The sequence below is a fragment of the Microcystis sp. M061S2 genome (assembly GCF_020245605.1).
GTDB lineage: Bacteria > Cyanobacteriota > Cyanobacteriia > Cyanobacteriales > Microcystaceae > Microcystis.
Genome location: NZ_JADBUP010000148.1, coordinates 1 through 23,995 on the forward strand (window position 1 = coordinate 1; position 23,995 = coordinate 23,995).

Genomic DNA, 23,995 nt, shown 5'->3' on the forward strand with positions numbered 1-23,995 from the left:
AGAGGTTATTCTCCTCGTAGGTCTCGATGATCTTTTGTCGCAAGTCTAAAGAATAGGGCTTCATCGGGTCGTGGCTCCTGCCTAGGTCTATAATTTATTGTCCTCTTCTATTGTACCTCATGCAAGTGCATACCGCTATATAAATGGGCATACATAAAAAATGGCTTGGCATTGATTTATTTGGATAAAACTGAAGGTGAATTAAGCGAAAACCAAGAAATGGCTAAAAGCCTATTAATTGAAGCACTACAAGTTTATACTTATGACAATCATCGTGTTAAATGGGCCATGATTCAGGGAAATTTAGCTCAATTATATTCTGAAAGAAAATACGGAAATAGAGAAAATAACCTGAAAAAAGCAATCTATCACTCCAACGAAACTCTAAAAGTTTATACGTTTGATGCGTTTCCTGAAAGATGGGCAGGCACCCAAAATAATCTAGGATTAATTTACAGAAATCTTGATCAAATTCCTCAAGCGATAGAGGCTTTTCGCTTATGTTTAAAAGTTGCTAATCCGACAGATTTTCCCTTAAAGTGTGCAAATACAGGACAAAATCTTGGAGAAACCGCCAGACTTATTGAAGATTGGGAAACTGCAATTGAGGGTTATAGTATTGCTATTGAAGCGGTAGAAAATGCCCGCTTAGAAGCATTAAACCCCCAAAGTCGTCAAGAGGTTTTATCCAATGCTATTGGTGTTTTCCATCGCATTGTGCAAGCCCATCTTAACCTCAATCAGCCTGAGAAGGCATTAGAATATATCGAACGCAGTAAAGGGCGTAATCTGGTGGAATTAATCACCCAGAAAAACCTACACCCCCAAGGCGTTAGTCAAGAAATTATCGCCCAATTAAATGAATTAAAGCAAAGAGTTGTTAATGAACAAATCCGCTTACAACATCAAAGCATTAACCAGAATTTAATGAGTCGTGATAACTTAACTCCCTACGTTCAAGATCACAGTTATCTGAAAGAATATCAACAAGACTTAGATAATTTTATTGCAAGAGAAATTAAGGATACTCTTTTTAGCCTCACTCAAAAAGTTGAGCCGATCGCATTTACAGAGATTCAAGCTTTCACTAATGCCGAAACTTGTCTCCTGCAATGGTACATTACAGGGGAGAAAATACTCGCTTTTCTGGTGTCTGCTGAGGGAGAGGTTAAAGTTTGGCAATCTTCCGAAGATGATGTAAAGCAATTATTTGATACAATCAAAAATTATCTACAGCTTTACTACTCCAAAAATGGCAAACAAGAATGGAGAAATCAACTGTCTAACCTCCTACAGACTTTTGCTGATATTCTGCATATTAATGATATTCTTGCCCTGATTCCCGATACTTGTCAACGCTTAATTATTATCCCCCATTTGTTTCTGCATATTCTCCCTATTCACGCCTTACCTGTTGATCCCCCCCAACTCTCCTTAAAAAGGGGGGAGTCGGCAACGGGGGGATCAGAATTACAAGATTTATTTCCGAAGGGTGTACAATATGCCCCCAGTTGTCAAATCTTGCAAAAAATCACCCAAACTTCTCACCATTCCGACTTTAATAAACTGTTCGCTATTCAAAACCCCACTAAAGACTTATTTTACACCGACTTAGAAGTTAATATCCTCTCAACTTTCTTTACTGAACCTCAAGTTATCGCCCAAGATAACGCCACTAAAAACGCTGTTCTTCCCCATCTCAAATCCTCAGATAACCACTGTTATCATTTCTCCTGTCATGGAAGCTTTAACCCAGCTAATCCCCTTGAATCCGCCTTATTATTAGCCAATAAAGAACCCCTAACATTAGGCGAAATCTTTGAACTGCGCTTGCATAAATGTCGCCTTATCACCCTTTCCGCTTGCGAAACTGGCTTAATTGATTTAAACTCTATCAGCGATGAATATATCGGTTTACCCAGTGGTTTTCTGTTTGCAGGAAGTCCCAGCGTTGTCAGTAGTTTATGGACAGTTGATGACCTATCAACCTCCTTCTTGATGATTAAATTATATGAGATTTTATTTGATGAGAATCAGCAAGTTTCTGTACCAGTTGCTTTAAAAACTGCACAAAATTGGTTACAGAATTTAACCATTGAGGAATTGGACAAATTTCTATGGCAATATCAGCCGCAAATAGACAAACATCTTGCCCAACTACGACCAGGACAGCGCCTAGTATATGAAGAATCATTAAAACAAATCAGACAACGCCAGCCCCATCCTTTTATCAATCCTTACTACTGGTCAGGTTTTATCGCTACAGGGGTTTAATCGGCACAACCAGCACAAACCCTTTTCATTCCCAATTTAAAGGCGCAAATACCGATCGCTGTTGCCACACCGGGAGGAATACCAGCACCCATAGAAATCGGTTCTATTGCTGGTGCAATCATTCCAGATTCCAAAGCTTCTCTAACTTCCTCTTGACAGATAAATTGGCGGCATTTTTTCAGTAAATCACCGATAGATCTATCTGGTTCTGTACCAGTTTCTCGCATTAGCAGTAAAGGTACAGCATCCTCAAGATAACCTTCGCATTCTTCAATCGCATCCAAAGCAGCGATCGCACTTAGATTATCTACCAATTCAGCGCGAAACTGGGCAATTTCTTCAGAAGTAACTTTAGTTGATTCAATATCCATCGGTTGTTCTTATTTACAGACGATGCTAATTGTATAGTTTCTATTTTGCCATCTAAACTGTTAATCTAACTGGTCACTGATAACTGAAAAGGTTCTTAATTCCCTACCATTGTGATAATTACTGTCATTTAAACCACGACAAAGTTAACTAATTTGCCCGGGACAACAATCACTTTTTTGATTTCCTTACCCTCTAAATAACGTTGGGCGATTTCCGATTCCAGGGCGAGGGTTTCTAGGGTGCTTTTATCGGCACTAGCGGGAACTTGTATCGTGCCTCTGGTTTTTCCCAAAATTTGGATGACAAGGGTAATCTCGTCCACAATCAGGGCAGTAGGATCAACTTTTGGCCAGGGTTGCAGGTGAATTGATTGGCTATGGCCTAAAGCTTGCCATAATTCTTCGCTAAGATGGGGAGCAAAAAGGGAAAGTAAGATTAATAGGGTTTCGATTCCTTCCCGATAAATGGGGGATGCAAAACACTTATTATCCCCTAAAGCGTTACTGAGTTTCATTAATTCGGAAATGGCGGTATTAAATTGATAATCTCCTTCTAAATCCTCGGAGATTTCTTTAATAGCGGTGTGAATTGCCCGTCTTAAATCCTTGTCAGTTTTCGAGAAAGTTTCTATTTTTTTGACTTGCTTGGGTTTATTTTCAATATATTCGCTGACTAAACGCCACACCCGATTAAGAAAGCGAAATTGTCCTTCTACCCCCGCATCTTCCCACTGTAAATCTTTTTCTGGGGGTGCAGTAAAAAGTATAAACATTCGGGCAGTATCGGCCCCGTATTTTTCGAGAACTTTCAGAGGATCAACGCCGTTATATTTAGACTTAGACATTTTTTCAAAGAAGAAAGATAGAACTTCTCCCGTGTCTTTATCGCAATATTTATCCTCTTTATAGATAACATTTTCTGCGGGGACATATTTGCCAGTTTCGGGATTTTTGTAGGTTAATCCCTGTACCATTCCCTGGGTTAATAGACGGTTAAAAGGTTCATCGACATTAACTAAACCTCGGTCTCTTAAAACTTTGGTAAAGAAACGAGAATAGAGTAAATGTAGGATAGCGTGTTCGATTCCTCCGACGTATTGATCCACGGGCATCCAATCATTAACCTTCTCGAATTGAAAGGGTATATCTTCATTTTTAGCATCGGTATAACGGAGAAAATACCAACTAGAATCGATGAAAGTATCCATAGTGTCCGTTTCCCGTTTTGCGGGAGTGCCACAGCGAGGACAATCCACATTTACCCAGTCTTCTAATTTGGCTAAAGGGGAAGCACCTCGACCGCTAAATTCGACATTTTCCGGTAAAGTAACGGGTAAATTATCGATAGGTACTGGTACGGTTCCACAGTTAGGACAGTGGATAACTGGAATCGGACAACCCCAATATCTTTGACGGGAAATTAACCAATCCCGGAGGCGATATTGTATTCTAGCTTTGCCGTAACCTTGGGCAGTGGCATAATCAATAATAGCGGTTTTTCCTTCTTGGGAATTCAGTCCATTAAATTGAGCGGAATTAATCATAATTCCCGCTTCTGTGTAGGCTTCTTTTAACTCAATTTCGCCACTTTCTGGAGTAATAACTATCTTAATTGGTAGGTTATTTTCCCGAGCAAATTTAAAATCGCGACTGTCGTGAGCCGGGACTCCCATCACTGCCCCTGTCCCGTATTCGTAGAGGACATAATCAGCAATTAAAATCGGAATTTCTTCACCGGTAAAAGGATTAATTGCCAGTCCTCCGGTTTTAATACCGCGTTTGGGTTTATCTTCGGCAGTTCTTTCTAATTCGCTTTCGCTGGCTATCTCTTGAATAAAAGTTTCTACGGCCGATTTTTGTTCGGGAGTGGTAACTTGTAAAGTTAAGGGATGTTCGGGAGCAAGTACCACATAAGTGACTCCATAAACCGTATCGGGACGAGTGGTAAAAACAGCAATTTTTTCTGTGGAGTTAACAAGAGGAAATTCTAAATAAGCACCTACCGATTTACCAATCCAGTTCGCCTGCATGGTTTTAACCCTTTCTGGCCAACCGCTAAGTTTATCTAAATCAGTGAGTAATTGTTCGGCATAATCGGTGATTTTTAGGAACCATTGCCGGAGTAATTTTCTTTCTACTTTAGCACCCGATCGCCAAGATTTTCCTTCACTATCTACCTGTTCATTGGCCAAGACAGTTTGATCAATAGGATCCCAATTCACTGCCGCTTCTTTTTGGTAGGCTAATCCCGATTCAAAAAACTGTAAAAATAGCCATTGGGTCCAACGATAATATTCCGGGGAACAGGTGGCAACTTCTCTTTCCCAATCGATAGATAATCCTAACTGTTGTAATTGCCGTTTCATCTGGGCAATATTTTGATCAGTCCATTTTGCCGGAGGAACTCCCCTTTCAATGGCGGCATTTTCTGCGGGTAATCCGAAAGCATCCCACCCCATGGGATGCAGCACGCGATAACCCTGCATTCTTTTCAGACGGGCAATCACATCGGTAATAGTATAGTTGCGAACGTGACCCATGTGCAGGTTGCCCGATGGATAGGGGAACATGGAGAGGGCGTAAAATTTCGGTTTATCGGTGTTTTCTGGGGTTTTGTCCAATCCCATTTGCTGCCAAATCTTCTGCCATTTCTGTTCGATTTCTGCGGGGTTGTACTGCACTGGGGTTTTTTCTCCTGAGTTTTATCTATCCTTCCTATTTTACAGCAGCCGGCTGGGGGCGATTGCCAGTTTTGGGGCTATCCACCCTAGCAAAAACCCTCTGGGTTTTAAGTAAGTGGTTCTAATTAAATATGAAGATAGATTTTGCCTCCGGTCCCCCCTCTCTATCCATTAGTCAGATATTTCTTAACAAAAAGAGAAGAAACTTAAAAAAAGGGGAAACGATTGATAGGTATAGTTTTGAAAGAAGGAATCAAGGTGGAGGTCAGCAAAAAAATGGAGAAATGGGCAGCCCAAGAATTACAGTATGGTGGAAAACTTGGCTGGACAATTTAGTACAAGTGTTCCGTAAGCTTCGGAAAATCTAGCCGCGATGAATGGCAATCTTTGTGTGACACTATTTATAAAAAGGTTCCGCTCAATTTATTCTTGATCAATATGCTATTAAAATTACCTCAAAAGCTAAAAATTCAGCGACTAATATTATTATTATTCTGCCTAGGAATAGGAGTATTTGTCTGGTGGTTATCCTGGCAATCCACCGGGATGAGCCAAATTCAACGCCCCGAAACAGTTGCTCAACAAATTTACCAAGCAATGCCAGATTTACCGAAAGAAAACAACTATACCCGTCGAGAGACAGGAGTGATCGATCCGAATAATACCCTAATAAGTCGCTTTCTTCGTTATCATCAAGATACAAAAAAAAGATTTACTCTCATCCGTTTTGATTGGCAATTAACCCTAGGAGATTATCTAGGAGTGAACGAGAAAATCAGCGAAGAAAACTATCCTGGACAAGCAACCCTTACCGTTAATCCCATGGCTGCCGATATCAAGGCGATGAACACCCTTAATCGTCGTCAACGGCAGCAGTTAGTCACCCTTCTAGTCGAAATTTATAACCCCGCTATTCTCCCCCAAGAAACCCCCACTCCTAACCCTTCTCCTAGTCCCTCTCCCCCTCGTCCCTCCTTATCAAAACCGGGAGATGCTGACCTATTAAAATTCTAGAAAATTATGGAAAAAATTCTCAAATATGGTTCGGGTTGGCGACTCGGTTGGAATCCTACGGCAGCCGTTTATAAAGGATTAATTGGTGGCGATGATTGGGCGATCGAATTAACCGAGGCCGAGTGGCAAGATTTGCGTCGGTTACTATCACAATTGACCGCAACTATGGCGGCCATGGCCACAGAATTAATGGATGAAGAAAGTATTGCTTGTGAAGCGGAAAGCGAGCTTTTATGGTTAGAAGCGGCAGGATTTCCCGATCATTATTCCCTGCGATTTATTCTCTATCAAGGTCGCGGTTGTGAGGGCAATTGGTCAGCCACTGCCCTGCCAGAGTTGCTCGCCGCTTGGGACAATTTGCTTTACAATTTTTAAGAAAGCGGTGGACATAAGTTAATTTTTGTTTCCCCCTCTTGACTTTTAGATTCCCCTGTGCTGCCATGATTGCCCATCCGAGGACGAAGACCGATAATCTCACCTACACCCCGCCCCCATTGCTGAAAAACGGTTTTGCCATGACTCTCTATGTGTCCCTAAAAGCGCGAGAAACCTGGCAAAATACGATCGCTATTCCCGAACCAGTCTATCAAGAAACCATTTTCACCGGGGCCAATGCCGTCCCTATCTACGGGATTGTTTCCATTCCCCCGCAAGCGAAAGGAACAATTATCGGGACCTACGGCATCACGGGAGACTTAGATAATCAATGGTTTTTAAGGATTTTAGGCAGAAAAGCCGTAGCGAGAGACTACGCAGTCGTCCTCTTCGATTGGCGGGCCCACGGTAAGACAGCCGAATTATCCCCGACTCTCACCTCCGATGGCATCTATGAAGGGCTAGATTTCATTCATATTGCCGCCCAAGCTCAAAAAATGGGCTGTCCCGCTCCTTTTTGGTTCACAGGTTACTCTCTGGGGGGACAATTGGCCCTCTGGGGAATTAAATCGGCAGAGAATCAGGAAGATATGGGGATCGATCCCGTCGATATCGGCGGTGGGGCGGTAATTTGTCCTAATTTGGACTCTAATCGTTCCTTATCCTATCTCGTCCGGGATACCTGGGGGAAACATCTGGAAAAAGCGATCGCCAGGGAACTACGCAAGTTAGCCAAACGCATCCATAAAGCTCATCCCGATCATATCGATCCCGAAGCAATTACTCGCGCCACCACGATTGCCGGATTCGATCGAGAATTAGTGATTAAAAAGCTAGGATTTGAGACAGTTTTTGACTATTATGCCGCTAGTAGTCCCTTGCCCTTTCAACCCTATTTAACTAAACCCACTTTTATCCTCTACGCAGCCGATGATCCCCTCTTTTCCCCCGCAGTTATTCCCGATCTGCAAGCAGCGATCGCTGATAATCCCCACGTCGATCTACTCTTAACCAACCATGGCGGTCATGTGGGCTATATCAGCAGTTTATCCTGTCAGCGTCAGTGGGGCGATAGCGATCGCTGGTGGGCATGGAATCGGGTTTTAGACTGGTTTGACCAAAAAACTGGCAAATAAGGGCTAATTTCTAGGATTCAAAGGCCGCTAGAAACTCCTCCAGCTGCTGCCGAGTCGGTTGGGATGCGATCGCTCCTGCCCCCCTTGTCACCATTGCCCCCACCGCACAGGCATAAATCACCGCCTTACGCGCTAAATCGGCATTTTCCCCGATTTTATCGCCTCCAAGACCGGCAAGAGCCAAAAAACCAGCCACAAAGCCATCTCCTGCCCCGGTTGTATCCACCGCCTCCCCGGGAAAAGCCTTGACAGTGCCGCTATTTTCGCCTAAACGATATTTACAACCTTTTGCGCCGCGCGTAACCAGAATTGCCCCTAAATTGGGGTATTTTGATGATATTTCTCCAGGGGTATCAGTGCCAAATAACCATGCTGCTTCTTCCTCGCTACATTTGAGCAAATCGGCCTGGACGATAAAATCTCGAATGATATCAGGAGCGGCCTCAAGATTAGGCCAAAAAACCGGCCGCCAGTTGATATCGATCAATACTTTCACCGCGTCAATTTTAGCCAATTGCAGGGCCCGCATCATCGCCGCTCTCGCCGGGGGATAGGCTAACCCTAGGGTTCCCATCACTAGATAATCGGCATTTTTCCAGAGATTTTCGGGCAATAGGTCAGCATTAAGGGCAGTATCGGCAAAATCAGTCGTTTTTCTGCCGCCAAAACCCGCAAAATGTCTTTCTCCCCCAGCATCGCGGGTGACATAAACTTGTCGGGTGGGTAGGGTGGCATGATACTGTACACCAGTGGTATCGACTCCGAGAGCGTCTAGCAAGGCGATTAACTGTTCTCCTGGTTGATCTTTGCCCACACAACCGATAAAAGCCGAATTTATGCCCAATTTTCGCAATCCACAGGCCACGTTTGCCGGCGCACCCCCGGCGTAGGTTGTCCAAGAAGTTACTTGCTCTATAGAGCGATCGCTTTGATCGGCAATTAGATCATAGAGGATTTCCCCTAAACAAATGACAGACACCGGCGAAGATCTTTGATTGTTAAGCATTGGTGTGGGAATTATGAATTATGAATTATGAATTATGAAGTGGGGTAGTGGGGAAGCTGTCTCATCACCCTATCACCCCAAAACCCTATCACCCTATCTCCTCCTGACTCCCGACTCCTATCTCCTGACTGTTGACTCCTGATCACTGATTAATAACTTGTCAAGAAATCACGATAAATCAACTAGAGATTATCTTAGACATTTAGTATAATCAAACACATAGATTAGGGGAAATTGCTCATAAATCAGCCCGATCGAGCGTGAATCCTCTTTTATTTTTTAGTCTTAGACTAAGGAAATATCATGGTTGATTGTAGTCAGATTCAGTTTGACGAGGATAAAAGCAAGATAGATCTATTGCAACTACGAGAACTATTTAATTTAACCGCATTTTGGGCAATAGATCGCCGTTTAGAAGATTTAGAAACCGCAATTGACTATAGTGATCCAGTGGTGACGGTGTGGAATGAGCGGCAATTAATTGGTTTTGCTCGCGCCACTTCTGACGGCATTTATCGGGCAACTATTTGGGATGTGATCGTTCATCCCGATTATCAGGGAGCCGGTTTAGGGCGTAAATTAGTAGAAACAGTTTTGGCCCATCCCCGAATAAATCGGGTGGAAAGAGTCTATTTGATGACTACTAATCAAGAAAATTTTTACCAGCGCATTGGCTTCCAAAGCAACGCCACCACGACGATGGTATTATTTAATCGTTATCCCGAGGAGTTTTCCTATCCGGCGATCGAGGTAAAGAAAAAACGATCCGTGTGAGCTTGTCCTGACTATTGTTATCGATTTGATCTAAGCTCATTTCCCCCCCCGAGACTTCGATAATTCCCTTCGCTAACTGAAATTTAAGACCGGGAGAAAGATCGAGAGCTTGAGTAAATTGTTTTACTTCTTCTGGCTTTGATTCTAAACTCAAGGGGGAAATTTCTGGCATTTGCCAGAGAGCGATTTCCCCCGGAAATTCTAGGGTAATAGTGACTTTTTTCTCGCCAAGGGCGCTTACCGATATACAAATAGAGCCACTCGTTAAGTTGGCGATCGCTGCATCGACGAGAAGGACAAGAGCGGAGGATAAACACTGATAATCGGCAATAATAGCAATATCATCGGTTAAAGGGCTAAATTTAAGCTTAATATTGCGATTAGCTGCCTGTAAATAGGTTAGACTTGCCCAATCTTGCCAAAGTTTAGTTAAAGAAAAAATTTCTTGATCGAGAGGTATAGTACCAGACTCTAGTTTGGAGAGATTAATCATCTCATCGAGCATTGCCATCAGTTTACAGCCCGCCAGTTGCCCCTGGGCGATAAATTCCCTTTCCTCGGCCGGACTTTCACAAAGATCGGCGAGAATCAGTTGATGGAGACTGATCATACTGCTCAATGGCGATCGCAACTCGTGGGCAACCCGTCCTAAAAAACTGCTTTTGAGGTGATTAATTGCCACAGCCATCTGATAAGCGAGGCGAGTTTGCTGTAATTCCCGTTTTAAAGCGTCAATATCGTCCATATTTACAGAAAAACTGACCCTTGTCGTAAGATATCCCATCTTTGACATTGCCAACGCGCGACGGTGGAGGGTTGTCCACTATTAATTATTCCCCATGCTTGCCTTTCTGTGGGCGCTAACACCATCACCGAGGGAAAAGTAGTCATAATCGCTTCTGGAGTTAATAAAGGCTCTTGTCCTGACAGATTAGCACTTGTGGTCGCTAAAACACCAGTTCGACCGAGAATTTCTCGTGCGATCGCATGAGCAGGAACTCGGATCCCGATCGTGCTAGGATCCTTAGGGTTAAGAACTTTTGGCACTTTTTCAGAAGCGGGTAAAACCAAAGTTAGGGAGCCGGGCCAGTGTTTTTCGGTCATTTGCCGCCAAATTTCCCTTTCTTCCTGATTTCCCTTGACATAATCCCATAAATCTGCTGCTGAGGCCGCCATGAGAATTAAAGGTTTATCAAAAGTCCGTTTTTTAGCGGCAAAAACTAAGGCAGCATAGGGGGGAGAAACTGCTAAAGCGGGGACTGTATCCGTGGGAAAAGAAACCACTTGACCACTGAGGGCCGCGTGAACAATTTCGTTAAGAGAAGCAGTAGGCATTGAGAATTGATCATTTTTGGGGACTAATTTAGCCTAAGACTTTTTGGTACAATTTTAAACGGGTAGGGTTGATTCATGAATCAACCCTACCTTGAATCAACCCTACCTTGAATCAACCTACTTGATCAGCGGGGTATCTGAAAGTTTTTAACACCTACCGACTTATCTCCAACCAATTATCGACAGTTAATTATGAACGAGCCTGATACTTTTGCTAATCTCGAACAATTAGAATATATTCCTTACCTAGATACCACGGGTAATATATCTGCTGATTTCCAGGGAAAAATCGGGGTTTATGCCATTTTTGATCGAGAACAAGTCTTAGAGTTTGTCGGCTATTCTCGTGATATTTATCTCAGTTTAAAACAACATCTTGCCCGACAGCCCCAAGCTTGTTATTGGCTAAAAATCCAGTTGATTGAGCGTCCTAATCGGACTATTCTCGAATCGATTAAACAAGCTTGGCTAAGAGAAAGTCAGGCAGTAATCGGCAATGAAAAACTCTGGACAGAACCAATTGATGCTAAATTAGCCATGACTGAGACAGAAAAAGAAATTTATCAAAGTGCTGACGAATTGGGGCAAATTAAGTTATTAAAACAGGTATCCAGACGAGTAGAAAACGATATTTTATCAACCCTAGAAAAACGGGGAGTACAGATGGAAATTCGTTTTAATCCCAAGTTAAAAGAACAGGGTTTGCTCGATTTAAAGTAAAAATTACTAGGAGCGATCGATTCTCCCGACAAACCGCTATGATAGTATATCGCCCCATCCCGACACCAATGGAACAGCGATGACCACTCAAGACTGGCCAAACCTACTGCAGCAACTACTCGAGCAAAAATCCCTTTCCCTTAACCAAGCTGAAGAATTAATGACCGGATGGTTAAACGTTGAGATTCCGGAAGTTTTATCGGGGGCGATTTTAGCGGCTTTGCAAGCAAAAGGAGTCTCGGCCGCCGAATTAGCGGGAATGGCCAGAGTTTTACGGCAACAATCTCGCTTAGAAGACCCTAAACCCCATACCACTCCCGTTATCGATACCTGTGGCACCGGCGGTGACGGGGCTTCAACCTTTAATATTTCCACTGCTGTGGCTTTTGTGGCGGCCGCCGGGGGCGTAAAGGTGGCTAAACACGGCAACCGCTCGGCCTCCAGTAAAGTCGGTTCGGCCGATGTTCTAGAATATCTTGGGGTTAATTTGAGTGCCCCTAGCGAGAAGGTGGCGGCGGCTTTAGATGGGGTGGGAGTGACCTTTCTTTTTGCCCCCGGTTGGCATCCAGCCCTGAAAAGTGTGGCTAATCTCCGCAAAACCCTGAAAGTTCGCACGGTTTTTAATCTTCTGGGCCCTCTAGTTAATCCTCTCCGTCCCACAGGTCAAGTTATCGGGGTTTATGACCAGCAATTTCTCACCCCCATGGCCACAGCTTTGGCACAAATGGGAACCCCCAAGGCGATTATTGTTCACGGCCGGGAAAAACTCGACGAGGTGGGGTTAGGAGAGCTGACCGATATGGCTTTATTAAATAATGGCGAGGTGATTTCTGGGGCGATCGATCCCTTGTCAATTGCTATCCCTAGAGCCAGTTTAAATGCCCTTAAAGGCGGGGAAGTGCCAGAAAATGCCAAAATCCTCAAAAATGTCCTGCAAGGGGGGGGAACGCCCGCTCAACGGGATGCTGTGGCGATTAATGCCTCTCTTGCCCTACAGGTGGCAGAAAAGGTCACTTTTGGCGATCATGCTGCTGGTTTCGCCCTCGCTCGCGAGATTTTAGCCAGTGGGTTAGCTTGGCAAAAATTAGAGGAGTTGGTTAAGTTTCTCGCCTAGGACAATTCAGAGGAGACAGAAAGCAGTCGCGATGCCAAAGTTGACACCACCAAGCATGACAATATTCTGATTGACGAATTGGCGTTATTTCAGCTTCTATTTTCCAGTCAGTGCCTCTCTTGATATGTAGCCTATACTCAACGGATTTAGTATTACTTACGATTTTATTGCTCAATCCAAGTTTTTGGGGGGTTCTACCCCCCAAACCCCCCGTTGGGGGCGTGGCGCGGTCACTGAGCGTGTCGAAGTGCCGCCCCCAAACCCCCCGCGCATTAGTTTTTCGGTAGGATGCTTACACGCGGCTGCTGATACATCTGTAATAATTTAAGAGTCACTCCACTTGCAGGAGTGCCTGTCCTGATATGTAGCCTATACTCAACGGATTTAGTATGATTGACGAATTTGCGTTATTTCAGCCTCTATTTTCAAGTTAGGAGATTATTTTTATTTATTCTCCCATCTCCCATCTCCCATCTCCTCACACCCCACACCCCACACCCCACCCCCACTTCATAATTCATAATTCATAATTCATAATTCCATCTCAATGCACTTACTGCATGATATAAATGCCTAAACACGATGGTGAGCGAATTTCTGTTACAAACAATACAAAATTATCCAAGTTAAAAAGAATTAAATAACAAATAGAGACTAGGTAAATTACTAAATTTTTGCTAATGACGACAGTATTTTACAGAATACTTATTGTTAAATCCCGATTTCTTCATTTCTAACCCGCACCAACTAGAACAATTACACCCACAGACCAGTAAGGAGATAGATTCGTGGTACAAGCACCTGAAAAAGATGGAACAACTCTCAATAAATTCGAGAAATTTAAAGCCGAAAAAGACGGATTAGCCATTAAAGATGAACTGGATCATTTTGCCCAAATCGGTTGGGAAGCGATGGATAAAACCGATTTAGAACATCGCTTAAAATGGGTGGGGGTTTTTTATCGTCCTGTCACCCCGGGTAAATTCATGATGCGTTTGCGGGTTCCTAACGGCATTATTAGCAGTGAGCAAATGCGAGTTTTAGGGGAAATTGTGCAGCGTTACGGTGATGATGGCAATGCCGATATTACTACTCGTCAAAACCTACAATTACGCGGTATTCGTATCGAAGATATTCCTGATATTTTCCAACGACTAAAATCCGTGGGCATGACTTCGGTACAATCGGGCATGGATAATGTCAGAAATATTACTGGTTCACCCATGGCAGGACTAGACGCAGATGAATTAATTGACACCAGGGAATTAGTCCAAAAAGTCCAAGATATGATTACCAACTACGGTCAAGGTAATTATCAATTTAGCAATCTGCCCCGCAAATTTAATATTGCCATCGAGGGGGGCCGGGATAACTCGGTTCATGCGGAAATTAACGATATTGCCTTTGTTCCTGCCTATAAAGAGGGAGAATTAGGCTTTAATGTTGTGGTGGGTGGCTTTTTCTCCGCTAAACGCTGTGAAGCGGCAATTCCCATGAATGTTTGGGTGAGACCGAATCAGGAAGTGGTGGATTTATGCCGAGGGATTTTGGAAGTTTACCGCGATAACGGATTGCGTGCCAATCGTCAAAAATCCCGTTTAATGTGGTTAATTGATGAGTGGGGAATTGAGGAATTCCGCACGCGGGTGGCTAATCACCTAGGTTATCCCTTGGCAACGGCAGCGGAAAAAGACGCTATTGACTGGGAAAAACGGGATCATTTAGGAGTTTTTCCGCAAAAACAGGAGGGATTGAGCTATATCGGTCTTTGTGTTCCCGTTGGTCGTCTATTTGCCGATGATATGTTCGATTTGGCCCGGATTGCCGAAGTGTATGGCAGCGGAGAATTGCGTTTAACCGTGGAACAAAACGTGATTATTCCCAATATAGCGGCTGAAAATATGCCGACTCTTTTAACCGAGCCTTTACTGGCTAAGTTTACCCCCAATCCCACTCCTTTACAACGAGCGCTCGTTTCCTGTACGGGGGCGCAATTCTGCAATTTTGCCCTGATTGAAACCAAAAATAAGGCTGTGGACTTGATTCGTCAGTTAGATGCCGAATTAAATATTCCCCGGGGTGTGCGGATCCATTGGACCGGTTGCCCTAACTCCTGCGGACAACCCCAAGTGGCCGATATCGGTTTGATGGGGACAAAAGCTCGCAAAGACGGCAAAACCGTGGAGGGAGTTGACCTCTACATGGGGGGTAAAGTGGGTAAAGATGCTCACCTGGGAAGCTGTGTACAAAAAGGGATTCCCTGTGAGGATCTAAAATCGCTGTTAACTTCTATCCTCATCGAACAATTTGGGGCGACACCGAAAGGTTAATTAACAAGTTTATTAATACGCTGAATGGGGAGTTTATCCCCTCTTTTTTTCTGTATCTCTGTTGGCTGAAATTGGCCAACCTCTTGCTATAGTAGGGAGCAGATGGCAGCAGGAAAATTTTTATATATTTTCCTTCCAGATGGGAATCTTTACTTAGCTTCAAATTGGGCTTGTTTGCGAAGTAATTCCCCGATGGTTAAATTGGGTTGAGGTCGGCCCTCAAAAACCGTTCCTACCTCAAATTTTTGCAACTGTACCCGTGCCAAATGATAGGCCTCATCGGGTAGGGGAATATAACCAATACTATCTAATAAATTGGGAACTCGATCAAGATAATATTCGACAAATTTCTCTAAAGCGGGATTCTCTTGGGCTTTTTGGGCATTAACATAAATAAACAAAGGACGAGATAAAGGCTGATATTTACTATCCTCGACATTGCTGCGAGTTGGTTCAATACCGTTAACTTTCAAGGCTTTTAATTTATCCCGATTTTGTTCATAATAAGCATGGCCAAAATAGCCTAAAGCGTTGGCATCTTGACTGACGGCATTAACTAAAGCTTGGTCATCTTCACTAAAGTTAAAATCCCCACGACTGGCATCTTTGCCGTTAATTACATCACTAAAAAAATCGTAGGTTCCAGAGTCTTTACCTGGTCCGTGAAGGGTCATCGGTCGGTCGGGCCAAGCGGGATTAATTTGATTCCAAAGTTTGATTTTATTCTCGGCCGCTGGTTCCCAAATAGTTCTTAATTCTGCGGTGGAAATATCATCAACCCAGTTATTTTGGGGATTGACTACCACGGTTAAAGCATCAAAAGCGATCGGTAGTTCAATAAATCTTACCTTATTAGCATCACATTCTTTTAATTCTTCCACAGAAATCGGCCGAGAAGCATTATTAATATCGGTTTCTCCCGCACAAAATTTTCTAAAACCGCCGCCGGTTCCTGAAATATTAGCGTCAATTTTAACATCAGCCAAAACTTTGTTAGGGGTATTAGCTTTAAAATCTTCGAGAACTTTATCGGTAATTGGTGCTACGGTACTCGAACCATCAATTTTAATTGGTTTTAGGTCTTGAGGATTAATATTGGCACAGGCGGGTAAAATGAGGGCAGTACCCAGTATGGTTGCGACTACTTTGGTCGGACGAGATAGCTGAGTAAAAATTTCTAGCATAGGTGTCAAAAGGAGAAAGTAAAAAGTAAAAAGTAAAAAAATGGCGTTAGGTGTTGGCTGTAAACCTTAATCTTTTCTTTGTTGTTTTTACGTCACTATAATGGTAGGGAAAGAGAAAACCCCTATCTAGACAGGAAAAGTTAGCGGCTTTACCCGCGACTTAAAACTAATGTTCAGTCAAAATAAATAGTAAAAGAAGTTGAGATTTTTGTCTAGTTATCGAGAAAATTTTTCTTGACAACAGATTATGTTTTTTTATTCACTTCTTAACCTATTCTTTACCAAGCAGTGGTAACTTTTAGCGTAAGATTTAAGGCAGTTTACGGATCAAAATTAATCCTATGCTCAACAAAAACAGAACCCATTTACTAACAGCCTTATCCATAGCGACTTTAACAGCGACTTTAACCGCTTGTGGGGGCGGTGATACGGCAGGAACTAGCGGAGAGGGAAGCAATAGAATTGCCCAAGTTCCTCTACAAGGAGAAGTGTCGCTCAATGGTGCGGGTGCTTCTTTCCCTGCACCCCTATATCAAAACTGGTTTGTCACCATTAATCAAATATTTTCTAAACTACTAATTAACTATCAATCTACCGGCAGCGGGGCGGGAGTCGAACAATTTATCCAAGGTACGATCGATTTTGGCGCTTCCGACGTAGCCATGAGTGACGAAGATATGGCCAGAGTTAGCCGCGGGGTTTTACTGCTACCGATGACGGCGGGAAGCATCGTTATGGCTTATAATTTGCCCGGAGTAGAAGGGCTGAAACTAAGTAGGGAAGCCTATGTAGGTATCTTTTTAGGCACGATTACCCGTTGGAACGATGCCAAAATTGCCGCCGATAACCCCGATTTAAAACTACCCGATGAAGAAATTACCGTAGTTCACCGGGCAGACGGTAGCGGAACAACGGGAGTTTTTACCAAGTTTTTAAGCGCCGTTAGTCCCGAATGGAAAAAAAGTATCGGTGAAGGAAAAGCCGTACAATGGCCGACCAAAAAAGGTAAATTTCTCGGCGGTAGAGGAAATGAAGGTGTAACTGCCCTAATTCAACAAAATCAAGGCTCGATTGGCTATATCGAGTACGGTTTCGCTAAAAATAATAACCTGCCCATGGCGGTCCTGCAAAACCAAGCCGGTCAATTCGTTATCCCCAATGAAACTAACGCCGCTGCCACCTTAGCCACGGTGGAATTACCCGAAAATCTGCGGGCTTTTATCGTTGATCCCCCGGGGGAAAATTCCTACCCCATTGTCACCTATAGTTGGATGTTGGTTTATAAAAAATACAACGATCCCCAAAAAGCTTTAGCTATGGAGGCGATGATCGAATTTGGACTCAATCAGGGACAGGAACAGTCCGCCGTCCTTGGTTATATTCCCCTACCGAAAAATGTCCGCGAACGAGTAGCCGCCGCCGCCGATGTCATCTATCCCAATTACACAATCAAGGTGGATTAGTCGCCGAAAAAATGTATTCAAAGTTACAATAATAGTGTAGAAAGGCCAATTTCGACCTTAGCTACCGCAAACTAGCTGGATTTAAACCCTAATCATGAGTGCGCCCACAGTTTCGCCCGACTCAAATTTTAAAGAACGTCCAGAATCGGAAAAAATCCTCGACAAAGGCTTTGTTGGATTAACCACCGCCTTTGCCATCGCTATTGGGGTAATTTTGCTCCTAATTGCCCTAGTTATTTTTATTCGGGCCTTACCAGCGATTCAAACCTTTGGTCTGGGATTTTTGACCAGTAGCGCTTGGAATCCCGTGCGCGGTCGCGAAGAATTCGGAGTTCTGCCGGTTATCTACGGAACTCTCGTTAGTTCTCTGATTGCCCTCCTGATTGCTGTTCCCCTCGGTATCGGTTCAGCCATTTTTTTAAGCGAAGATTTTATTCCCTTAAATGCGCGGACAATTTTGGTTTTTCTCGTACAACTTTTGGCCGCTATTCCCAGTGTTGTTTACGGATTATGGGGTATCTTTGTATTGATTCCTATCCTCAGACCCCTTGGTAACTGGCTAAATGCTAATTTTAGTTGGATTCCTCTGTTTAGTACTCCTTTAGGGGGTCCTGGAATGTTACCGGCGGGGGTTATTTTAGCAATTATGATCCTGCCGATTATTATCGCTATCTCTCGCGACTCTTTGGCCGCTTTACCGACGGATCTAAGGCAAGCTTCCCTAGGCTTGGGGGCCACCCGTTGGGAAACGATTTTTCGGGTATTAATTCCCGCCGCTTTTTCCGGGATTGTCGGGGGGATTATGTTAGCTTTAGGGCGCGCTTTAGGGGAAACCATGGCAGTAACGATGATTATCGGCAATTCTAACCGCATTAGTGCCTCTATTCTCGCCCCCGCTAACACGATCGCTTCCTTATTGGCTAACCAATTCGCCGAAGCATCGGGAATGCAAGTATCAGCTTTAATGTATGCAGGTTTTGTTCTCTTGGTTTTGTCCCTAGTAGTCAATATCTTCGCCGAATTAATCGTTAATCGCGTCAAAGCTAAGTATTAAGCCGTCAGAAGGCAGAAGGCATCTTTTTTCTCCCCACTCCCCACTCCCCCACTTCATAATTCATAATTCATAATTCATAATTTCCACTGATAACTGATATGGATAGTGCGAATTTAGGCAATAATCTCAAAAAGAAACCGAGTAGTCCTCGATCGCTATTGGGGACAATTATGACCGTGATTTCGGGTTTATGTTTAGCAGTGACGATTATTCCCCTTTTTGCCGTCCTAGGCTTCGTTTTTGTGCAAGGGGTGGGCAGTTTAAACGCCAATCTCTTTACCAAATTACCGCCACCGCCGGGGTTAGGAGGGGGAGGCATCGCTAACGCCATTTTAGGCACAATTATCGTCGTTGCCCTAGCCACAGCGATCGCAGTTCCCATCGGCGTTTTAGCGGCGGTTTATCTCTCGGAATTTAGCGGTGATAACAAACTTGCCCAGGGTGTGCGCTTTGCTACCAACGTTCTAGCGGGTGTCCCTTCAATTATTGTCGGGGTTTTCGCCTACGGTTTGCTAGTTGCCCCCTTATTTGGCGAAGGAACAGCCCTTTTAGGCTTTTCTGCCCTTGCAGGTTCGATCGGTTTAGCGGTGTTAATGTTACCGACTATTATTAGAACCACCGATGAGGCTTTAAAAATCGTTCCCCAAGACATCCGCTGGGCGGCCATGGGTTTAGGGGCCTATAACTACCAAACCGTCCTAAAAATCGTCCTTCCTGCGGCAGTTCCCGCTATTTTGACCGGTGTTACTTTAGCAATTGCTAGGGCTGCCGGGGAAACCGCCTCCTTAATTTTTACGGCATTATTCTCTAACTTTTGGCCCCGGGGTGTCTTTGAACCGATTGCCACCCTTTCGGTCTTAGTTTTCAACTTTGCTACTGCCCCTTTTGCCCCCCAACAGCAATTAGCTTGGGCAGGTGCTTTAATTCTGGTGCTTTTGGTGTTGGTAACTAACATTTTATCCCGTTTAGCCACGCGCCAGAAAACCTATTAAGTCAAGGAAAAAGTAAAAAGGGATATTTAAGTAAAAATCTACCTATCTTTCCAATTCCTCAATTATCCAAATTCAAGGTCAATAATTTATGCTAACTAATCGCACTACCCAATCAACTGCAACCGTTTTAAAGGTTGATAAGGCTGATATCTACTATGGTAATTATCGAGCAGTGCGGGACGTTTCGATCAATATTCCCAAAAATAAAGTCACCGCTTTTATCGGACCCTCTGGCTGCGGAAAAAGTACCATTCTCAGGTGTTTTAATCGTCTCAATGATTTAATTCACGGTTTTCGTATTGACGGCAAAGTTTTTTATCATAACCAAGATATTTACTCTCAAGAGGTGGATCCTGTCGAAGTAAGAAAATGTATCGGGATGGTGTTCCAGCGCCCTAATCCTTTTCCCAAATCCATTTATGATAATGTGGTTTACGGAGCGCGCTTAAATGGTTATAAAGGCGATTTGGATGAATTAGTAGAAACTTCCCTGCGTCGGGCTGCTCTCTGGGAAGAAGTAAAAGATAAACTGAAAGAAAGCGGTTTTTCCCTATCGGGGGGACAACAACAAAGATTATGTATTGCTCGCGCTATTGCCGCTCAACCAGAAGTATTATTAATGGATGAACCCTGTTCGGCACTCGATCCGATTTCAACTTTAAAAGTTGAGGAATTAATGCACGAATTAAAAGAACGTTACACGATTATTATTGTTACTCACAATATGCAACAAGCCACAAGAGTAGCAGATTTAACGGCTTTTTATAATGCTGAAGCCACCGATAAAGGTGGCAAAATTGGTTATCTAGTCGAGTTTGATCATACGGACAAAATCTTCGGTGATCCTCAAGAACAAGCAACTAAAGATTATGTTAGTGGACGTTTTGGCTAAATCAGTTATCAGTTATCAGTTATCAGCTTTTTTCTTCCCTCTCCTCCTCTCCCTTTTCCCTTTTCCCTTTTCCCTTTTCCCTTTTCCCTTTTCCCTTTTCCCCAACGCCTATTCCTTTAAAGATTATGTATAGTACCGATGTTGTTACCGATGCGGTTTTGAGAACCAAAAATTTAAATGTTTACTATGGTTCTAATCTCGCTGTTCGTGATGTTAACCTTGATATTCCTGAGAAAAAAGCGGTCGCTTTTATCGGTCCTTCTGGCTGCGGGAAAAGTACGGTTTTGCGCTGTTTTAATCGCATGAATGATCTGGTTAAAAGTGCCAAAATTGAGGGAAAAGTTACCTTTCGCGGTCAAGATATTTATGGTAATTCCGTTAATCCTATCGGGTTACGCAGTCGTATTGGTATGGTTTTTCAGAAACCGAATCCTTTCCCTAAATCTATCTATGAAAATATCGCTTTTGGGGCGCGATTAAATGGTTACATCGGTGATATGGATCAATTGGTAGAGGAATCTTTAAAAAAAGCCGTTCTCTGGGATGATGTTAAAGATAAACTTAAAGAAAGTGGTTTAGCTTTATCGGGGGGACAACAACAAAGGTTATGTATTGCTCGCGCTATTGCGGTTAAACCGGAAGTTGTTTTAATGGATGAACCCTGTGCGGCACTCGATCCAATTTCTACCCTAAAAATTGAGGAATTAATTCACGAATTGAAAACCCAATATACTATAGTTATTGTTACTCATAATATGCAACAAGCGTCGCGGGTTTCTGATTTAACGGCTTTTTATAATGCTGAACCGACCCCAAAAGGGGGTAAAGTAGGTTATTTAGTGGAATATGATCGCACCGAGGTTATCTTTCAAAATCCCGCTCAAGAGTCCACTAGAGATTATGTTAGCGGTCGTTTTGGTTAAAGGATTAATAATTAATCGTTATTCACGACTCCAGGATAGATTAATTTTTTTCCCAGGGAATTATTGAAAAACGATTAACTTAACTGATTGCGAAAACGTTTGGTGCTAATAGTTAAAAGTATCACAGCGAAACCAATCAGAGCCAATACATGAACCCATAAAGCTTCTAAACCGACACCCTTTAAAAGAATACCGCGGATAATAGCTATGTAGTGACGGAGAGGATTAAAAAGAGAGAGATATTGAAAAAATGGCGGCATCGTTTCAATCGGTGCGATCGCTCCTGATAATTGTACCATGGGTAAATTGATAAAAAAGGTGGTTAAAACTACCTGCTGTTGGGATTGACAGAGTGTCGCTAACATAATACCGACACCAATACTAACAAAAATATAGAGACTAGCTAAAGCCATAAATAGGAAAAAGTTGCCCCGAAATGGCACATTAAAAATCACTTTACCGATGGTTAATGCTAACAAAACATCACCCAAAAGGAGGATGAATAAAGGCACAACTTTAGCTAACAAAATCTCCCAAGCAGCGGCAGGAGTCATCAGTAATTGTTCGAGAGTTCCCGTATCTTTTTCTTTAACAACGGTGATAGAAGAAACGATCGAACCGATTAAAGTTAATACTAATCCCATGACTCCGGGGACAAAAAACCAACTGCTAGAAAGTCCAGGATTATAAAAGAAAATTACTTGTGTTGAGATGGGAAGTGGCGCATTTTGATTAACTTTTCCCGTACCGAATTCTTGTACAATTTGATTGATATAACCCTTAGCAATTCCTGCGGTATTGGCATCCACTCCATCGATAAAAACTTGAATAGATGCGGTTTTTTCTTGGGTGAGATTGCGACTAAATTCGGGAGGAATTATCAAACCTGCGGTTAATTTTCCTGCTTCCACCTGTTGGGTTAATGTCTTCTCATCAAAAGTGATCATTTCAGCATCAAAAATCTGATTTTCGGTAAAAGCAGCGATGAGGGAGCGACTTTCAGCAGTAGCTGCATAATCGACTATTCCTAATTTAATATGATGAACATCGGGATTAAGCGCAAATCCATAAATTAATAGTTGAATAGTTGGGGGGAAAATCAAGATAATAATTAACTGTTTGTTGCGTAATATCTGGCGAATTTCTTTAATAACTAAAGATAAAAAACGACCTGTAAATAATTGCTTAAACATCTTATTATTCTCCTAACTGCATTCTTGATAGAGCTTTTATTGCCAATAAAAATAAGACCATTCCCAAGAGGAAAATGATAACTAAATTATTGCCAATACCCGCCCAACCCACACCCCTGACAAAAGCATCTCTAGTAATTTCGATATAATAACGAGCGGGAACTATATTTGAAACTAAAGAGAGGGGAAAGGGAATATTACTTAACGGATAAATAAAACCACTGAGTAATAACGCAGTGAGAAAACCCACTAAAGAAACACCTTGCACCGCAGAATTTTGATTACCGGTACGCGCACCTAACATTAATCCAAACATCACACTGGCCCATAAATAGAGGATAGTTCCTAATAGTAATGGCATTGGATCACCGGCAAAATCTAATTGAAAAATTAGACTTCCTAAACCCATAACTCCGATAGCGATTCCGATTCCTACTATTAGATAAGCGAGGGATTTACCTAGTATTAATTCTCCAGCAGTGAGAGCGGAAGCATAAACTTGTAAAATTGTGCCTTTTTCCTTTTCTCGTACCATAGCGATCGCTGATAAAAGTGAGGGAAAAATCCATAAAACCACAGCATAAACCCCCGGCACAATATAGAGAGATTCTTGTCGTCCCGGATTAAACCAAAGTCGGGTGGCAGTTTCGATAGGAATAGTGGCAGAAATTAAGTTTTCTGCTTGTAAAAAAGAGCGGGTAGTCGCTTTAATAGCATTGCGAATAATTCTGGCATTATTAGCATCTGTACCATCAACAATTGCTTGAATTTCGGCAGTTTTATTGGCTTGTAAATTACGACTAAAATCGGGAGGAATCACAACAATTGCCCTAGCAATACCTCGATCTAAAGCGGTTTCAGGGTTGCCTTCCCAAACCACGGGAATAAATAAATTAGTGGCGAACAAGCGATCGCTATAATTTTGACTAAAAACTGTTCGATCTTGATCTTGCACTAAAACCGGTATATCTTTCGCCTCTAAACGAATAGCAAAACCAAAGATAAAAAGAGTCATCACGGGCAAAATGAAAGCGAGGGCAAGGGTAAGTCGATCACGACTAAACTGCACTAATTCCTTACGACATTGGGAGATAATTCGTTTCATGAAATTGCCCGATTAAGAATAAATTTTTACGGCATTTCTAGGGAACTTATTCAGCAAGC

21 protein-coding genes are annotated in these 23,995 nt (G+C 42.9%); 13 read left to right on the forward strand and 8 right to left on the reverse strand.

The window, feature by feature from the left end; all coding sequences use genetic code 11:
- Positions 1-180: 180 nt before the first annotated feature.
- Positions 181-2,274, forward strand: a complete 2,094-nt coding sequence (locus IM475_RS21635; RefSeq protein WP_287729089.1) for a CHAT domain-containing protein — start codon at positions 181-183, stop codon at positions 2,272-2,274.
- On the opposite strand, the gene IM475_RS21640 is transcribed toward IM475_RS21635, so the two are convergent.
- Together IM475_RS21640 and leuS are read right to left on the reverse strand one after the other, a co-directional pair.
- Positions 2,271-2,645 carry a hypothetical protein gene (locus IM475_RS21640; RefSeq protein WP_287729090.1) on the reverse strand — a complete coding sequence of 125 codons (375 nt, stop codon included), beginning with the start codon at positions 2,643-2,645 and terminating at the stop codon, positions 2,271-2,273. The two genes, IM475_RS21635 and IM475_RS21640, sit on opposite strands and share 4 nt — an antisense overlap.
- Before the next feature lie 128 nt (positions 2,646-2,773).
- Positions 2,774-5,326: a leucine--tRNA ligase gene (gene leuS / locus IM475_RS21645; RefSeq protein ID WP_287729091.1), complete on the reverse strand. Its 2,553-nt coding sequence runs from the start codon at positions 5,324-5,326 to the stop codon at positions 2,774-2,776.
- A 438-nt stretch (positions 5,327-5,764) separates the two neighbouring features.
- Here leuS and IM475_RS21650 point away from each other — a divergent pair, with 438 nt between their 5' ends.
- The 3 genes from IM475_RS21650 to IM475_RS21660 all read left to right on the forward strand — a co-directional run bounded on the left by IM475_RS21650 (position 5,765) and on the right by IM475_RS21660 (position 7,851).
- Positions 5,765-6,340, forward strand: coding sequence for a hypothetical protein (locus tag IM475_RS21650; RefSeq protein WP_287729092.1), 576 nt, complete (start codon positions 5,765-5,767; stop codon positions 6,338-6,340).
- Positions 6,341-6,346: 6 nt separating this feature from the next.
- The gene (locus IM475_RS21655; RefSeq protein WP_287729093.1) at positions 6,347-6,715 is read left to right on the forward strand and encodes a DUF1818 family protein; all 369 of its coding nucleotides are present in this window, start codon (positions 6,347-6,349) and stop codon (positions 6,713-6,715) included.
- 65 nt (positions 6,716-6,780) lie between these two features.
- The gene (locus tag IM475_RS21660; RefSeq protein ID WP_287729094.1) at positions 6,781-7,851 is read left to right on the forward strand and encodes a YheT family hydrolase; all 1,071 of its coding nucleotides are present in this window, start codon (positions 6,781-6,783) and stop codon (positions 7,849-7,851) included.
- A 10-nt stretch (positions 7,852-7,861) separates the two neighbouring features.
- Here IM475_RS21660 and IM475_RS21665 read toward each other — a convergent pair whose 3' ends face one another.
- The gene (locus IM475_RS21665; RefSeq protein WP_287729095.1) at positions 7,862-8,857 is read right to left on the reverse strand and encodes a carbohydrate kinase family protein; all 996 of its coding nucleotides are present in this window, start codon (positions 8,855-8,857) and stop codon (positions 7,862-7,864) included.
- 303 nt (positions 8,858-9,160) lie between these two features.
- On the opposite strand from IM475_RS21665, the gene IM475_RS21670 reads away from it, so the two are divergent.
- Entirely contained in the window at positions 9,161-9,631 is a 471-nt protein-coding gene (locus IM475_RS21670) for a GNAT family N-acetyltransferase (RefSeq protein ID WP_150977130.1), read from the forward strand.
- On the opposite strand, the gene IM475_RS21675 is transcribed toward IM475_RS21670, so the two are convergent.
- Both IM475_RS21675 and IM475_RS21680 read right to left on the reverse strand, forming a co-directional pair.
- Positions 9,567-10,424 carry a sensor histidine kinase gene (locus IM475_RS21675; RefSeq protein WP_287729096.1) on the reverse strand — a complete coding sequence of 286 codons (858 nt, stop codon included), beginning with the start codon at positions 10,422-10,424 and terminating at the stop codon, positions 9,567-9,569. The two genes, IM475_RS21670 and IM475_RS21675, sit on opposite strands and share 65 nt — an antisense overlap.
- Entirely contained in the window at positions 10,379-10,966 is a 588-nt protein-coding gene (locus IM475_RS21680; protein WP_190357615.1) for an L-threonylcarbamoyladenylate synthase, read from the reverse strand. Before IM475_RS21680 ends, IM475_RS21675 begins: the two co-directional genes overlap by 46 nt.
- A 192-nt stretch (positions 10,967-11,158) precedes the next feature.
- On the opposite strand from IM475_RS21680, the gene IM475_RS21685 reads away from it, so the two are divergent.
- The 3 genes from IM475_RS21685 to IM475_RS21700 all read left to right on the forward strand — a co-directional run bounded on the left by IM475_RS21685 (position 11,159) and on the right by IM475_RS21700 (position 15,130).
- Positions 11,159-11,686, forward strand: coding sequence for a GIY-YIG nuclease family protein (locus IM475_RS21685; RefSeq protein ID WP_287729097.1), 528 nt, complete (start codon positions 11,159-11,161; stop codon positions 11,684-11,686).
- Between the two features lie 79 nt (positions 11,687-11,765).
- Positions 11,766-12,800 carry an anthranilate phosphoribosyltransferase gene (trpD, locus tag IM475_RS21690; protein ID WP_287729098.1) on the forward strand — a complete coding sequence of 345 codons (1,035 nt, stop codon included), beginning with the start codon at positions 11,766-11,768 and terminating at the stop codon, positions 12,798-12,800.
- Between the two features lie 788 nt (positions 12,801-13,588).
- The gene (locus IM475_RS21700) at positions 13,589-15,130 is read left to right on the forward strand and encodes a ferredoxin--nitrite reductase (RefSeq protein ID WP_287729099.1); all 1,542 of its coding nucleotides are present in this window, start codon (positions 13,589-13,591) and stop codon (positions 15,128-15,130) included.
- A gap of 149 nt (positions 15,131-15,279) precedes the next feature.
- Here IM475_RS21700 and IM475_RS21705 read toward each other — a convergent pair whose 3' ends face one another.
- Entirely contained in the window at positions 15,280-16,314 is a 1,035-nt protein-coding gene (locus IM475_RS21705; RefSeq protein ID WP_287729100.1) for a PstS family phosphate ABC transporter substrate-binding protein, read from the reverse strand.
- 341 nt (positions 16,315-16,655) lie between these two features.
- Between IM475_RS21705 and pstS the strand changes: the two genes are divergently transcribed.
- The 5 genes from pstS (at position 16,656) to pstB (IM475_RS21730) (ending at position 21,638) form a co-directional block, all read left to right on the forward strand.
- Positions 16,656-17,777 (forward strand): phosphate ABC transporter substrate-binding protein PstS, encoded by a 1,122-nt coding sequence (gene pstS, locus IM475_RS21710; RefSeq protein WP_287729101.1) that lies wholly within the window; start codon positions 16,656-16,658, stop codon positions 17,775-17,777.
- A gap of 94 nt (positions 17,778-17,871) precedes the next feature.
- Positions 17,872-18,831 (forward strand): phosphate ABC transporter permease subunit PstC, encoded by a 960-nt coding sequence (pstC, locus tag IM475_RS21715; protein ID WP_287729102.1) that lies wholly within the window; start codon positions 17,872-17,874, stop codon positions 18,829-18,831.
- A gap of 98 nt (positions 18,832-18,929) precedes the next feature.
- On the forward strand, positions 18,930-19,823 hold the full coding sequence (gene pstA / locus IM475_RS21720) for a phosphate ABC transporter permease PstA (protein ID WP_287729103.1): 894 nt from the start codon (positions 18,930-18,932) through the stop codon (positions 19,821-19,823).
- 88 nt (positions 19,824-19,911) lie between these two features.
- Positions 19,912-20,715, forward strand: a complete 804-nt coding sequence (gene pstB, locus IM475_RS21725; protein ID WP_287656858.1) for a phosphate ABC transporter ATP-binding protein PstB — start codon at positions 19,912-19,914, stop codon at positions 20,713-20,715.
- 125 nt (positions 20,716-20,840) lie between these two features.
- Entirely contained in the window at positions 20,841-21,638 is a 798-nt protein-coding gene (gene pstB / locus IM475_RS21730; RefSeq protein WP_012265133.1) for a phosphate ABC transporter ATP-binding protein PstB, read from the forward strand.
- Between the two features lie 74 nt (positions 21,639-21,712).
- Here pstB (IM475_RS21730) and IM475_RS21735 read toward each other — a convergent pair whose 3' ends face one another.
- Positions 21,713-22,831: an ABC transporter permease gene (locus IM475_RS21735; protein WP_287729104.1), complete on the reverse strand. Its 1,119-nt coding sequence runs from the start codon at positions 22,829-22,831 to the stop codon at positions 21,713-21,715.
- A gap of 4 nt (positions 22,832-22,835) precedes the next feature.
- Entirely contained in the window at positions 22,836-23,936 is a 1,101-nt protein-coding gene (locus IM475_RS21740; RefSeq protein ID WP_287729105.1) for an ABC transporter permease, read from the reverse strand.
- Positions 23,937-23,995 lie beyond the last annotated feature (59 nt).

Coding starts and splice junctions, on each gene's coding strand:
- IM475_RS21685 (WP_287729097.1), top strand. CDS start 11,159: ATGAACGAGCCTGATACTTTTGCTAATCTCGAACAATTAGAATATATT.
- IM475_RS21735 (WP_287729104.1), bottom strand. CDS start 22,831: ATGTTTAAGCAATTATTTACAGGTCGTTTTTTATCTTTAGTTATTAAA.
- IM475_RS21665 (WP_287729095.1), bottom strand. CDS start 8,857: ATGCTTAACAATCAAAGATCTTCGCCGGTGTCTGTCATTTGTTTAGGG.
- IM475_RS21655 (WP_287729093.1), top strand. CDS start 6,347: ATGGAAAAAATTCTCAAATATGGTTCGGGTTGGCGACTCGGTTGGAAT.
- IM475_RS21670 (WP_150977130.1), top strand. CDS start 9,161: ATGGTTGATTGTAGTCAGATTCAGTTTGACGAGGATAAAAGCAAGATA.
- IM475_RS21650 (WP_287729092.1), top strand. CDS start 5,765: ATGCTATTAAAATTACCTCAAAAGCTAAAAATTCAGCGACTAATATTA.
- pstB (WP_012265133.1), top strand. CDS start 20,841: ATGTATAGTACCGATGTTGTTACCGATGCGGTTTTGAGAACCAAAAAT.
- IM475_RS21680 (WP_190357615.1), bottom strand. CDS start 10,966: ATGCCTACTGCTTCTCTTAACGAAATTGTTCACGCGGCCCTCAGTGGT.
- IM475_RS21740 (WP_287729105.1), bottom strand. CDS start 23,936: ATGAAACGAATTATCTCCCAATGTCGTAAGGAATTAGTGCAGTTTAGT.
- IM475_RS21705 (WP_287729100.1), bottom strand. CDS start 16,314: ATGCTAGAAATTTTTACTCAGCTATCTCGTCCGACCAAAGTAGTCGCA.
- pstS (WP_287729101.1), top strand. CDS start 16,656: ATGCTCAACAAAAACAGAACCCATTTACTAACAGCCTTATCCATAGCG.
- IM475_RS21660 (WP_287729094.1), top strand. CDS start 6,781: ATGATTGCCCATCCGAGGACGAAGACCGATAATCTCACCTACACCCCG.
- trpD (WP_287729098.1), top strand. CDS start 11,766: ATGACCACTCAAGACTGGCCAAACCTACTGCAGCAACTACTCGAGCAA.
- pstB (WP_287656858.1), top strand. CDS start 19,912: ATGCTAACTAATCGCACTACCCAATCAACTGCAACCGTTTTAAAGGTT.
- IM475_RS21675 (WP_287729096.1), bottom strand. CDS start 10,424: ATGTCAAAGATGGGATATCTTACGACAAGGGTCAGTTTTTCTGTAAAT.
- pstC (WP_287729102.1), top strand. CDS start 17,872: ATGAGTGCGCCCACAGTTTCGCCCGACTCAAATTTTAAAGAACGTCCA.
- IM475_RS21640 (WP_287729090.1), bottom strand. CDS start 2,645: ATGGATATTGAATCAACTAAAGTTACTTCTGAAGAAATTGCCCAGTTT.
- pstA (WP_287729103.1), top strand. CDS start 18,930: ATGGATAGTGCGAATTTAGGCAATAATCTCAAAAAGAAACCGAGTAGT.